14 protein-coding genes are annotated in these 12887 nt (G+C 59.0%); 7 read left to right on the top strand and 7 right to left on the bottom strand.

The features are described from left to right. The first annotated feature begins 88 nt into the window (after positions 1-88). Together FN828_RS00150 and FN828_RS00145 are read left to right on the top strand one after the other, a co-directional pair. Positions 89-415 carry a DUF3775 domain-containing protein gene (locus FN828_RS00150; RefSeq protein WP_142491357.1) on the top strand — a complete coding sequence of 109 codons (327 nt, stop codon included), beginning with the start codon at positions 89-91 and terminating at the stop codon, positions 413-415. 307 nt (positions 416-722) lie between these two features. Next, on the top strand, positions 723-1028 hold the full coding sequence (locus FN828_RS00145) for a hypothetical protein (protein ID WP_142491356.1): 306 nt from the start codon (positions 723-725) through the stop codon (positions 1026-1028). 56 nt (positions 1029-1084) lie between these two features. Here the strand turns inward: FN828_RS00145 and FN828_RS00140 are convergent, their stop codons facing one another. From FN828_RS00140 to FN828_RS00125, 4 genes are read right to left on the bottom strand one after another with little or no spacing between them, the layout of a single operon-like run. Further along, positions 1085-2224, bottom strand: coding sequence for a saccharopine dehydrogenase family protein (locus FN828_RS00140; protein ID WP_142491355.1), 1140 nt, complete (start codon positions 2222-2224; stop codon positions 1085-1087). Between the two features lie 12 nt (positions 2225-2236). Then, the gene (locus FN828_RS00135) at positions 2237-2485 is read right to left on the bottom strand and encodes a SemiSWEET family sugar transporter (protein ID WP_142491354.1); all 249 of its coding nucleotides are present in this window, start codon (positions 2483-2485) and stop codon (positions 2237-2239) included. Positions 2486-2487: 2 nt separating this feature from the next. Then, positions 2488-3543, bottom strand: coding sequence for a saccharopine dehydrogenase (locus FN828_RS00130; protein WP_142491353.1), 1056 nt, complete (start codon positions 3541-3543; stop codon positions 2488-2490). Between the two features lie 43 nt (positions 3544-3586). Next, a complete protein-coding gene (locus tag FN828_RS00125; protein WP_142491352.1) occupies positions 3587-4246 on the bottom strand; it encodes a histidine phosphatase family protein in 660 nt (219 codons plus the stop codon). A 147-nt stretch (positions 4247-4393) separates the two neighbouring features. Here FN828_RS00125 and FN828_RS00120 point away from each other — a divergent pair, with 147 nt between their 5' ends. Then, entirely contained in the window at positions 4394-5590 is a 1197-nt protein-coding gene (locus FN828_RS00120; RefSeq protein WP_142491756.1) for a hydantoinase/carbamoylase family amidase, read from the top strand. 39 nt (positions 5591-5629) lie between these two features. Here the strand turns inward: FN828_RS00120 and FN828_RS00115 are convergent, their stop codons facing one another. From FN828_RS00115 to FN828_RS00105, 3 genes are all read right to left on the bottom strand, one after another. After that, on the bottom strand, positions 5630-5866 hold the full coding sequence (locus FN828_RS00115; protein ID WP_142491351.1) for a WGR domain-containing protein: 237 nt from the start codon (positions 5864-5866) through the stop codon (positions 5630-5632). Between the two features lie 75 nt (positions 5867-5941). Beyond that, the gene (locus FN828_RS00110; protein ID WP_142491350.1) at positions 5942-6646 is read right to left on the bottom strand and encodes a response regulator transcription factor; all 705 of its coding nucleotides are present in this window, start codon (positions 6644-6646) and stop codon (positions 5942-5944) included. Continuing rightward, a complete protein-coding gene (locus tag FN828_RS00105; protein WP_142491349.1) occupies positions 6643-8559 on the bottom strand; it encodes a hybrid sensor histidine kinase/response regulator in 1917 nt (638 codons plus the stop codon). The genes FN828_RS00110 and FN828_RS00105 overlap by 4 nt, the downstream gene beginning before the upstream one ends. A 261-nt stretch (positions 8560-8820) precedes the next feature. Between FN828_RS00105 and FN828_RS00100 the strand changes: the two genes are divergently transcribed. Genes FN828_RS00100 through FN828_RS00085 form a run of 4 tightly spaced genes read left to right on the top strand, consistent with a single transcriptional unit; the run spans position 8821 to position 12886 of the window. After that, positions 8821-10794 (top strand): AMP-binding protein, encoded by a 1974-nt coding sequence (locus FN828_RS00100; RefSeq protein WP_142491348.1) that lies wholly within the window; start codon positions 8821-8823, stop codon positions 10792-10794. Then, positions 10791-11612: an ABC transporter ATP-binding protein gene (locus FN828_RS00095; protein ID WP_142491347.1), complete on the top strand. Its 822-nt coding sequence runs from the start codon at positions 10791-10793 to the stop codon at positions 11610-11612. The genes FN828_RS00100 and FN828_RS00095 overlap by 4 nt, the downstream gene beginning before the upstream one ends. A 41-nt stretch (positions 11613-11653) precedes the next feature. Next, positions 11654-12655, top strand: a complete 1002-nt coding sequence (locus tag FN828_RS00090) for a branched-chain amino acid ABC transporter permease (RefSeq protein ID WP_142491346.1) — start codon at positions 11654-11656, stop codon at positions 12653-12655. Positions 12656-12658: 3 nt separating this feature from the next. After that, complete coding sequence (locus FN828_RS00085) at positions 12659-12886, top strand: hypothetical protein (RefSeq protein ID WP_142491345.1); 228 nt, start codon at positions 12659-12661, stop codon at positions 12884-12886. Position 12887: the final 1 nt, after the last annotated feature.

Below are 12887 nucleotides of genomic sequence, written 5' to 3'. Positions count from 1 at the left end.
CCGCAAGGCATTTGCCCCAGATCAAGGACTTCGCGCTTGTCGGAAGCGAATTTGTCGTGCGAAGATGCGCTGACAGGAGGACTTCAGAATGCTTGAGATTTCGTTGACCAAAGTGGCCAATGTGATCCTGATGGCACGGGAACTGGGCCGGGCCGAGGGGGAGTTGAGGGCGTTTCTGGAACGCCTGAGCGAAGACGAACAGGTTGATCTGGTGGCCTTGATGTGGATCGGGCGCGGCAGTTTCGATGCGGATGAATTTCAGGAAGCCCGCGAAACCGCAATTGCCGAAGCCACCGTTCCGACACCTGATTACCTGATTGGGACGCCGCACCTGTCCGATCATTTGGAATCGGGATTGGATGAACTGGGCCTGTCTGCGGCGGATGAAGAGGATGATTTGATCCGGGGCGGCTGAAGCGTCGTGCGATTGCCGGATTTGGGCGGGCCAGTTGGCCCGCTTTTTTCGTTTCAAGGGGAGGCATATGCCCGTCGTGCGCTGTGAAGTTTCGTGAACACGATAAGGTTTTGGGGCGTCATCCGGGGGCTTTCCCCTTGTTTTACGGGGGATGCGTGTTCACGCAGTTGTGTCGTGCAGATATGCAGATTTGTCCTGAATTTATGCACGGATTTCATACGGTTGTTACAGTTGAAGGCCGTCCCTTGCGGGGCCATCTGAGGTCCAGATCGAACGACGATCCTGATTGAAATGGAAAGGAAACCCCATGAAATACGTCTTGATTTCGACCGTTGCCGCACTTGGTTTTGCATCGGCTGCGACCGCCGACAGCACCTTTGCCAATGACACGCTGATGACGCGGAACGTTCCGGCAGCGTCGGTGCTGGGGCCGCGTAATGCTGGGCTGCTGCAAGATGGGTATCTGCGCGTCACGGTTGGTCAGAAAGTGGTTCAGGAAGCTGACGACCAACTGCACCCCTCGGAACTGGGGCAGGCGCAGGATGGTACTGTGGTCAGCTATGACTTTGGCGGTGCGGTATCTTCTGCGGCTGGTGGTTACACCTACCGCTAAGGTCGCAACAAACCGGAAAACGCCCGCCAGATTTGGCGGGCGTTTCTATTTGCAGATCAGGCGGCGGTCACGATGTCCAGATGCTGCGCCAGTTTGCCAATCTCGCCCATCCATTCGCTGACCAGCTTTGGATCGGACGGGGCGGCGGTTACGCCGACTGGAACGGCGCGGTTCAGCACGGCCTCGACCGCCAATGATACCGGGATGGACACCAGACGCGCCATTGCCGTGCCGCGTTCATCGCCCCAGGCGTCCATGACATAGGTTTTATGCCACACGTCCTGCCCGTCTTTTTCGGCCTTCAGCCCGACGCACAGCACTACGCGATCCGGTTCGCCTTCGTCATAGGCATTTTCGTCCCAGAACTGGGCCGACATTTCCTGTAGACGGGCATCGCCTGCGGCCCCTTCCAGCGTTTCGATTTCGCGGAATACGCTGTCCCAAGCGTCAGCCCAGCCATTCAGGCGCAGGGTGCCGCGCACGAATTCTTTGACGGGCCAATCCGCATCGAATTTGTAATCCGCAATGAAGGGAATTGAATCGCGGTTCGGGTACACCTCGAACGCTTCGGGCTGGGGCAGGGGGGCGGTGTAGCTGCTGATCGCATCCCACGGGCGGTTCACCCGCAATTCCGCAAAATCCCGGATCGAGCGGGACGGGGAGCGCAGCGCCTTTAGCACACCCAGCGGCGACCAGCTGAATTTATAGCGGAACGGGTTGGCGTGTTTCGGCACCCCGCCGCAATAAGAGGTAAAGGAGATTTGGTTTCCCGCATCATAGGCATCCGACGCCCGGTAATCCGCCACTAACGCATGGGCCATCAGGTGATCAATGCCGGGGTCCAGCCCCACCTCGTTCACGAAGCGCAGGCCCTTTTCACGGGCGGCATCGTCCAGATCGCGCATTTCCGGCGCGATGTAGGACGAGGATACGAAATTGGCCCCCTTTTCAAGGCACAGTTTGGCCAGCGGAACATGCCAGTCACCGGGTAGCATGGATACGACCACATCGCCGGGTTCCAGAACCGCCGCGATGGCGGGCATGTCAAAGGCGCGAATGTCCTTGGTCAGATCGCCCACGGCCTGTTCGGCTTTGGCGATGGTCCGGTTCCAGACGGTGACAGGTTGTCCTGCTTCCAGCAGTCTGCGCAGGCCGGGAATTGCGGACAGGCCGGTGCCGCACCAGTGGATCGTCATGGGGTTACTCCGTCATTTGTATTTCAGTTTGGCCGCGACGATGGCAATCATCGCCGTGACCGATACGATATTGGCCAGAATGATCGGCCAATCGGTAATCATCAAGCCATAGATCAGCCACAGGCTGACCGTGATCAGAAATAACAGGTTGGCAGACAGGGACAGGGATTTCGTATCCCGTGTACGCCAGACCTGAAACGCCTGAGGAATCCAGCAGATCATCCCCAGAAGTGCCGCCAGATAGCCGACATAGATCGCCATGATCAGACCTTTGCCACATGGTCCTGAAAGGTCGCCTTGGCGCGGCCCCAGACCCCGGTTTCAATCTGGGTCAGTGTCATCAGCGAAGGTAACAATTGCGCGGCATAATCGTCAGAGCTTTCGACGGGTAGCATTGAGGGCAGGTTATCAATCGCCATGACATCCATCACGGGATCGTCCGCCACCCGCAGGGCGGGGGCGTCCCATGTGGTCGCGCGGTCATAAACCGGGACCGGATTGTAATCGCTGTCGGGGTCACAGGCGACATCGCCGATGGCAGTCAGTTTGCGGGGGGCTGTCAGCGATTTTTTCGGGACGAAAACCGGGGTGCCGGGGCGGGCGAAGATACAGTTCAGGAAAATGTCATGCTCCAGAATTTCCGGGAACGGCCCGCCCCGCGCGGTTTCGGCCATGTCCCACTTGGTCACATGTACTCCCATCGCCTGACACAGGTCCGCCGCGCCGGTGCCGACGCGCCCCAGCGCGCCAATCACAATGGCACGCGGGCGCGGGGTGGTCAGCGCGTCCAGTTCGGCCTTCAGTTCGGCATTCAGGGCGTCCTTGTTGGGATAGACCCCGACAGGGCCGCAAAGGTCGCCGCGCTGTTGCGCCGCCCATGTTTTCAGCGTGACAGCGGCCCCGGCATAGCCCGCCCAATAGCCAAAGGCAGCAACGCGGCGCCCGCTTTCATCGACCAGATATTCCAGATCGTACAGCGTGCCGCCGCCGGTTTTGAACCGTTGCAGCAGGGCTTTGCCGGAATGCTGCCCCTTGAAGGCGTGACCGAACATGATGTGGCGATGCGGTAGGGGTGTGCCATCTTCGGGCAGTTCTTTTAGGCCAAAGATGATGGCGTCATGTGGGGCGGTGGGCCAACTGTTTTCCGGTGCGATTTCGGCCCCGGCATCAATGTAACCCTGTAATGGGATGGCACGGGTGCTGCTGTCTTCGACAGTGACGCGGATGCCTGCGGCGATCAGTTTGGCGCAGCCTTCGGGGGTCAGGCCCACCCGGTCTTCGTTTTGGCGTTGTTCGGCGCGGACCCACAGATGTGTCATGGTCTTGTCCTTTGTCTGGCGGTCGGTGCGGCACGGGGCCGGGTTACAGATGGGTCTGGGCGAATTGGCGTTCGGGGTGGTCCAGATGCGGAACGGCGTTGAACTGTGTGACAGCCAGCGTCCCGCCCACGCGATGTAGACGATGCACCGAGGTGTTCATGATAGCAATGCAGGTGCGTGAAAACGTGGTCAAATCCAGCCCCATTGCCTGCCGAACGACCATCCCGATCAACCCGCCCGAGGTCACGACCAGCGCGGGGCCGCGCCCGGCGTTGATGTCGTCGATGGCGGCGGCCACGCGGGATTCGAAATGCTGAAAGGTTTCAGGCGCGTTGTCGATCTCGCCCGCCTGCCATTTGCCCAGAAGCATCGGCATATAGGTCACGAATTCCTCGCGCGAGGCAGGCATTGCCACGTTTTGCTGGTCGCGCAGCAGGTTGGCCAATGTGAAAAATTCCATTTCATTCAGGCGGGCATCCTGCACGATGTCGGCGCGGGTTTCTGCGCGCATTCCCTGGGCGGTTTGCACATGGCGGCGCAGCGTGCCGCAAAAGACCCGTTCAAAATGTTCGCCGGTGGCATCCAGATGGTCGCCCAGCCAATGGGCCTGTTGCTGACCCAGATCGGACAGGTTGTCATAGCTGTCTTCGTCCTGGGCGGTGGTGTTGGCCTGACCGTGGCGAACAAGTGTGATGGTAGACATGGGGGCCTCTTGGTTGTTCGCTCACAGGGGTAGGCAATGCCGGGGGCGGGTGCAACCTGTGAAAAGCCCGGTATTCCACGGCGTTCATGGATGCTTGCGCCTGCCGCGCTGCTGGTATTGGGTAAGGAAAACGAAACGGAGGCCACCATGAAGATCAACCCGACCCGCTTTTTGCAGGATTTGCACAACCTGCGTCAGTTCGGGGCCGCCGGGCAGGGGAAGGGCGTGGTGCGTCCGGCCTATTCCAAGGATGACATTGCCGCCCGACAATGGCTGGCGGGCCGGATGGAAGACGCGGGGCTGGTGCCGCATTTCGATGCGGTGGGGTCGCTGTGGGGGCTGGTGGACGGGCCGTCGATCCTGTTGGGGTCGCATACGGATACCCAACCCGAAGGCGGCTGGCTGGACGGGGCCTTGGGGGTGATCATGGGGTTGGAAATCGCTCGCGCTGCGCAAGAGGTTGGTGGCCCGCCCGTGTCCGTGGTGAATTTTCAGGACGAAGAAGGCCGGTTTGGCGTGACCACCGGCAGTTCGATCTGGGGCGGGGTGCTATCGCTGGAAATGGCGGATGAATTGCAGGACCGTGACGGCATCACCTTTGCCGAAGCGCGGGCCAGTATGGCGCATCTGACCCACGATTTCGTGGACCCGAAACGCTTCACCGGGTTCATCGAATGCCACATCGAACAAGGCCCCTGGCTGGACGAAGCGAACGAGGCCGTGGGGGTGGTGACGGATATCGTGGGTATCCGTGATATGCGGATCACCTTTGACGGGCAGCAGAACCACGCAGGCACCACGCCGATGCACCGGCGGCAGGACGCGTTTCAGGCGCTAAGTATTTTCAACACGCGGCTGAATCAGCGGATGCGAAACGTGGTGACGCCGCAAACCGTATGGACAATCGGGCATGTCAGCCTGCATCCCAACGCGCATTCGGTCGTGCCGGGGCGGGCGGTGTTTTCGATGCAATGGCGAGATGGCAATAGTGATCGTCTGGCACGGATGGACCGCATTATCCGCGACACCGCCGCCGAGGTGGCCGAGGAAATGGGGATGGAACTGAGCTATGGTCAGATGCTGGGGCTAGAGCCGGTTTTGATGGATGCCCGATTGCAAACGGCGCTGGCAGAAGCAGCCGAGGCCGAGGCGCCGGGGCGCTGGCGCAAGATGCAGTCCGGCGCGTTGCATGACGCGGCGAATGTGGCGCGGCACATGCCTGCGGCGATGTTGTTCGTGCCGTCCATCAACGGGATCAGCCACGATTTTGCCGAAGACACCGATGAACGCGATCTGGTGACGGGGTTGCAGGTTTTGGCGCGGGCGGTGGCGGCGTTGGGCTAAGGCTGGCGAACGGTGCGTGGGGCTGTGGTCCCCGTGCCGTCAGGCCGCAGCGCGAAGGTAGCCGCGTTTCAGGGTGCGGTTGCGGATTTTATCCGCTGCTTCGGATGCCCCGCGCAAGCTGCCGTAAATGTCGATCCGGGATGCGCCGCGCCCGCCCTTCAGGCCCCATTCACGCAATACCGACACCTCCTCGAACAGGTTATAGGTCAGCTCCACGCGGTAATAACGCGCAAGGCCGGTTTTGGGGCAGGTGCGATACATCAGGCAGCTTAGCATAGCCGAATCGTAACGCGGCCCCCGAATCAGCGCAAGAGGGTTCAAAACGCTGAGTCTAAACGTGAAACTGCTGGGTCAGGTCCAGTTCACATCACCCAGAAAAATATAGCCCGCGCCATAGATCGTTTTGATCAGGCGGGGGTTTTTGGGGTCTTCTTTCAGCTTTGTGCGCAGGCGTGAAATCCGCACATCCATAGCCCGGTCAAAGCTGTCACCTGCTGCACCGCCCAGTGTTTCCTGCATCACAGCGCGGGAAATCAGCCGTTTGGGGCGTTCCAGAAACAGGCGCAGCACCTCGCCCTCGGCATGGGAAAACGGGGTGGGGGTGCCGGTTTCGTCTTCCAGCATGTAACTGTCGAAATGCGCGGTCCAGCCGTTGAACCGGGCGGTGTTGCCGGTTTGGGTGGTGGGCTTTTCGCGGCGCAGGCGGGCGCGGATACGGGCCACGACCTCGGCCGGGTCAAAGGGTTTGATGATGTAATCATCCGCCCCCAGTTCCAGCCCGGTCACGCGGTCCTGCACCTGTGCGCGGCCTGAAATGATGATGACGGTCGCCCCCTGTTCCAGCGCCAACCGATGCACCAGCGTCAGCCCGTCCCGGTCTGGCAGCGACAGATCCACCAGACAAACATCGGGGGTGGCGGTTTTCAGGGCGGCTTCAAATTCCGTGGCACGGGCAAAGCCCAGAGTGCGAAATCCGGCTTCTTCCAATGCGTCGGCCAGCATGGTGCGGATGGCCGGTTCATCGTCCAGAATGGTGACAAGGGGGGCTTGGGTCATTGTATCGGGGCCGTCATCAGAAACAGGGCAGAAAGCTGCGCGGTTGAAAACGGTTTGCGCAGAACCGGGGCCAGTTCGGCCCCCGCCCGGTGCAGCGCGTGTTCAGGTGGCAGCGAGGTCATCAGGTAGCAGGGCGGGTGCCCGTTTGGAAGGGTACGCAGGAAATCCACGCCGGTCATATCACCTGCAAGCGAAATGTCCGACAGGATGCGCGAAATCTCTGGCAGCTCGGAACACAGAACCAAGGCTTCTTCGGCGCTGGCGGCTTCGATGACGGTTTCGCCCATATCGGTCAGCATTTCACGGATGCGAATGCGCAGGTCCGGGCTGTCTTCGACCAGCAGGACCAAACCGGGTTCGGCGGCCATTTGCGCAGGGCGGCGCAGCGGCAGGCGCAGCGTGACCTGCCCGCCGCCATCTTCGGCATTGCTTAGCCGGACACGCCCCCCGGCCAGCTTGGTGTAGTCATAAACCATTGCCAGCCCCAGCCCTGACCCTTCGCCGCCCTTTGTGGTAAAAAAGGGTTCCAGCGCGTGATCCAATGCGGAATCGGAAAATCCGGGGCCGCTGTCGCGTACCGTGATTTCCAGCCAAAGCCCCTGAATTGGGGATGCTGTGATGGTGATTTTTCCAGTGCCTTCACAGGCATCGCGGGCATTCAGGATCAGGTTCAGCAGTGAATCCTGTAACATGCCGGTGTCCAGTATCAGCATGTCTTCTTTCATCAGGTTGTTAATGTTCAACCGGATGGTTTCCGGCAGGGCAGGGAACGCCAGCGTTTTCAAATCGTTCAGTAGGGCGGACAGGCTGGCGGGTTGCGGATTCCAGTCCCGTGCGCCCGTGATGTCCGCCAGCCGGTTCAGCAGCGATCCGCCCCGATGGGCTGCGGACAGGGTGGCGTTGACCAGTTCACGGGCGGCATCGGGCAGGTCGATTTTTTGCAGGCGCGATTGGCTGCCCAGAATGATGGTCAGAAGATTTGAAAAATCATGCGCCATCCCGCTGGTCAGTTGTGCGGCCATTTCCCGGCGGCGGGTCTGTTGCAAGGCGGCGCGGGCCTGTGTTTCTTCGGTGATGTCCATCGACATGATATAGACCCCGGCCACGCTGCCATCCTTGGCCAGATCGGGGGTAAAGGCGGCGCGGATGCGACGGGAACTGTCCTCGTCCGTGAATTCAAAGGCCGAAGGCTGCCCGGCAAACGCCTGTTCCAGATGCGGTTCAATGGCTTTGAACGCGGGGCCAAGTACCTGATCAATCGGTTGGCCCAGAATATCGGCGGGGCGGCCGGGCATGACGGATGACAGGCGCCGGTTGGAAAAAGTATAACACCGATCCGGCCCGACATGAGCGATATGGGCAGGCATCATTTCCGTTGTCAGACGGGTGCGGGCCTCTGTTTCCGTCAGGATGCGCTTGGTTTCTTCCAGCGCCGCGATGGTGGATTCCAGCTTGCGGTTGGTGGTGGCCAGCTCTTCGGCATAGGCCAGTACCTTGTCCGTCAATTCCTCGGATCGGGCGCGCAGCAGTTCCTCTTGCTGTTTGGTGCGGGTGATGTCGGTGTACACGGCAACCCAGCCGCCTTGGGGCAGGGGATTTCCCTCGACCGATATACGTTGCCCGTTGGGGCGAATGCGTTCCAGATAATGCGGGGTAAAGGTGCGGGCCTGCGCCACACGCAGGGTAACGCCGGTTTCAACGTCCTCCATTCTTCCGTATTCCCCGCGTTCCGCCATGAAGCGAATGGTGTCTTCAAACCGGGCGCCGGGCGTCACAAGCGTATCTGGCAGGTCGAACATTTCACGGAAACGGCGGTTACAAACCACCAGATTCAGATTGCTGTCATAAATCGAAAGCGCCTGCTGAATCAGGTTCAGACCGGCCATTGTCAGGGCGTCGGTTTCACGGCTCATGGGTTTTCTCCTGCTTGGACCCCACGGATTTCAGAGAGTTAGCACCATCAGGGCACAAAAAGAAAGCGTGTGGCACGGGCGATGTTGCCGCAGTGCAGCGGGGGGATACGCAGGAAATGTGCGTTGTTACAATTCGTTAGAATTGGGAAATGTTCACGAAAAAGTTGACCCTGAAACATATCTGCGCACCCTAGCGGAGAGGAGAATCGCCCCCGCAGGCGGTCGCAGGCCACCAATTACGGCCATTTGGGAGGAACAGAATTGGCACAGTCGTCACAGGCGGCCGGTGGACTACAGTCCATCCCGGCGCTTTTGCACCGTAACGCCACCGAATTCGGGTCGCGGCCCGCATATCGGGAAAAAGAGTTTGGCATCTGGCAAAGCTGGACGTGGAAGGACACCGAGGTTCAAATCACGAACCTTGCGTTGGGCCTGATCAATCTTGGCGTCAACGAGGGCGATTTTATCGCCATTATCGGGCGCAACCGTCCGTATTTCTATTGGTCGATGGTGGCCGCACAGGCCGTAGGCGCTGTGCCCGTGCCACTGTATCAGGACAGTGCCGCCGAAGAGATGGCCTATGTGCTGGACCATTGCGGCGCGCGGTTCGTGATCGCGGAAGATCAGGAACAGGTCGACAAGGTGATCGACGTGCAGGACCGCCTGCATCAGTTTGAACACATGATCTATCTGGACCCGCGCGGGATGCGGAAATACGATCATTCCCGTCTGCACGAATTCAGCCATATTCAGGAACAGGGTCATGCGGCCCGCGATGAATTTACCCCTGAATTGCAGCGCCGTAGCGCAAAGCTGGATTACGACAGCACATGTGTGATGCTGTATACCTCGGGGACGACGGGCAAACCCAAAGGCGTGGTTTTGTCGAACCGCAACGTGATCGAAAGCGCGAAGAATTCGTCCGAGTTCGATCATCTGGGTGGAAACGAAGAAATCCTTGCCTACCTGCCGATGGCATGGGTGGGGGATTTCATCTTCTCGGTCGGGCAGGCCTATTGGTGTGCGTTCTGCGTGAACTGCCCCGAAAGCCCGGAAACCATGAACGCGGATCTGCGGGAAATCGGGCCGACCTATTATTTCGCGCCGCCGCGGGTGTTTGAAACCCAGTTGACCAATGTGATGATCCGCATGGAAGACGCGGGTAAGTTCAAAAAAGCCCTGTTCGACAAGTACATGGCTGTTGCGAAACGTGTCGGGCCGAAAATTCTGGACGGCAAGCCGGTCAGCCTTGGGGATCGGATCAGCTATGCCTTGGGTGATCTGTTCATCTATGGCCCGCTGAAAAATACCATGGGGATGAGCCGCGTGCGCGTGGGCTATACCGCTGGCGAAGCTATCGGCCCCGAGATTTTCGAGTTTTACCGTTCGCTGGGGATCAACCTGAAACAGTTGTACGGCCAGACCGAAGCGACCGTGTTCATCACCCAACAGCCTGATGGCGAAGTGCGCAATGACACCGTTGGCGTACCGTCGCCGGGTGTGGAACTGCGGATCGACGACAATGGCGAGGTGCATTATCGCAGTCCGGGCGTGTTCGAGTATTATTACAAGAACCCGGAAAGCACGGCATCGACCAAGGACGCCGAAGGCTGGGTCGCCACCGGCGACGCGGGGTTCATCGAACCGGATACCGGGCATCTGCGTATCATCGACCGCGCCAAAGACGTTGGCAAAATGGCCGATGGCAGCCTGTTCGCGCCGAAATATGTGGAAAACAAACTGAAGTTTTTCCCGAATATTCTCGAAGCGGTACTGTTCGGCAATGGCCGCGACAAGTGCATGGCCTTTATCAACATCGACATGAGCGCCGTGGGCAACTGGGCCGAGCGGAACAACATCGCTTATTCGTCCTATCAGGAACTAGCCGGGCATCCGCGTGTGCTGGAAGCGATCAAAGATCACGTCGAGGAGGTGAACCGCTCGGTTGCCGAGGATGAGATGCTTTCGGGCTGTCAGGTGCATCGTTTCCTTGTGCTGCACAAGGAACTGGATGCGGATGACGGTGAAATGACCCGCACCCGCAAAGTACGCCGCCGGATCGTGGAAGAAAAATTCGACGACCTGATTCAGGCGCTTTATGCGGGCAAGGACGAGATCTTTACCACGACCGAAGTCACCTATGAGGACGGTCGCAAAGGCTCGATCAGCGCGACGCTGAAACTGATTGATGCGGCGATTCAGCCGGTGAAAACTCAGAAGGTGGCTGCGGAATGACCGTTCAAAAAGAAGAAGGCTACGTCACCGCAGACGGTCGCAAAATCGGCGGCACTCTGATGGAGATGAAGAATATCACGCTGCGGTTTGGCGGTGTGAAGGCGATCACGGATATCAGTTTCGACATCAAGGAAGGCGAAATTCGCGCCATCATCGGCCCGAACGGCGCCGGGAAGTCCTCGATGCTGAACGTGATCTCGGGGTTCTATGTCCCGCAAGAAGGCGAAGTCTGGTTCCGTGGCGCAAAACGCCCGCCGATGAAACCCTATGAGGTTGCACAACAGGGGATTGCCCGGACCTTCCAGAACATTGCGCTGTTCGAAGGCATGTCTGTGCTGGACAACGTGATGACCGGACGCTTGAACAACATGAAAACCAACATGTTCCAGCAGGCAATCTGGAAGGGGAAGGCGGAAAAGGAAGAAGTGGAAAACCGCGAAGTCGTTGAAAAGATCATCGACTTTCTGGAAATCCAGTCCATCCGCAAAACCCCGGTGGCGCGTCTGCCCTATGGTCTGAAAAAACGGGTGGAACTGGCCCGCGCACTGGCGGCGGAACCCAAGCTGCTGCTGCTGGATGAACCGATGGCGGGCATGAACGTCGAAGAAAAAGAGGACATGAGCCGCTTTATTCTGGATGTGAATGACGAATTCGGCACCACGATTGCCCTGATCGAACACGATATGGGCGTGGTGATGGACCTGTCCGACCGCGTGGTGGTTATGGACTATGGTAAAAAGATCGGGGACGGCCCGCCTGATGAGGTGCGCAACAATCAAGACGTGATCGACGCTTATCTGGGGGTTGCTCATGACTGATTTCGCCACTTTCCAGATCAATCAGACCGGAGGCAAAACCAATGCCTGATCAACTACTCTTTGGGACCGAGGTCTTTCTGAACGGCCTGATGGCGGGGGTTTTGTATGCTCTTGTCGCGCTTGGCTTCGTTCTGATCTACAAGGCGTCGGGCATCTTTAACTACGCTCAAGGCGTTATGGCGCTGTTCGCGGCGCTGACGCTGGTGGGGATCATGGACGGGCAGGTTCCGTTCAGCCACCTGATCAACGCGGTGCTGGGAACGGATATTCACCACTTTGGCTGGAATGTCCCCGCCGTTCTGGCAATCATTCTGACGATGGGGGTGATGGTTGTTCTGGCTTGGGCCGTGCAGCAGTTCATTTTCCGCCATCTGGTCAACCAGGAACCTATCATTCTGTTCATGGCAACCATCGGCCTGGCCTATTTCATGGAAGGCTTTGGCGACATCATGTGGGGGTCTGACATCAAGAAACTGGATGTTGGCCTGCCGCAGGGCGGTAGCTTCTGGATCGAAGAAAACACCCAATGGCTGGGGTTCGGGAATGAAAACTTCTATGGGTTCTTTCTGGATCAACTGGACATCGTAGCCACCGTGATTGCCGCCATTCTGGTGATCGTGCTGGTGCTGTTCAGCCAATACACCAAGCAAGGCCGCGCCATGCGCGCTGTGGCGGACGATCACCAGGCCGCGCTGTCGGTGGGGATTTCGCTGAACTTCATCTGGGTGATGGTGTGGTCGGTCGCGGGGTTCGTGGCGCTGGTTGCGGGCATCATGTGGGGCGCAAAATCGGGCGTGCAGTTTTCGCTGTCGCTGATCGCGCTGAAGGCGCTGCCGGTTCTGATGCTGGGCGGGTTTACCTCGATCCCCGGTGCGATTGTGGGCGGTCTGATCATCGGCGTGGGCGAAAAGATGTTTGAATTCATCGTTGGCCCGATGGTGGGCGGCGCGACTGAAAACTGGTTCGCTTATGTGCTGGCGCTGATCTTTCTGGTGTTCCGTCCGCAAGGTCTGTTCGGTGACAAGATCATCGAAAGGGTCTGATCTATGCGTAAACTGATCGCTGTTATCAATGTTATCGCATGGTCGGGGTTCTGGGCCTTTGGGTACATCGCCCTGACCGCAACAGAGCTAAGCCAACGGCAAATTCTGACCGCCTGTGTTCTGGCTGGTTTGGGCTTCTTGTCCGGCGTGGTGGCCTATCTGAAGCTGTCGCAGGGTCACAAAATCAATAATTCGGCGTTGGGACATACCCACGCCCAGCAACAGGGGTAAG

Origin of the sequence: Thalassovita litoralis (assembly GCF_900182725.1) — a bacterium.
GTDB lineage: Bacteria > Pseudomonadota > Alphaproteobacteria > Rhodobacterales > Rhodobacteraceae > Thalassobius > Thalassobius litoralis.
The sequence above is the reverse complement of the archived record's forward strand: the minus strand, read 5'-3'. Positions and strand labels throughout refer to the sequence as shown.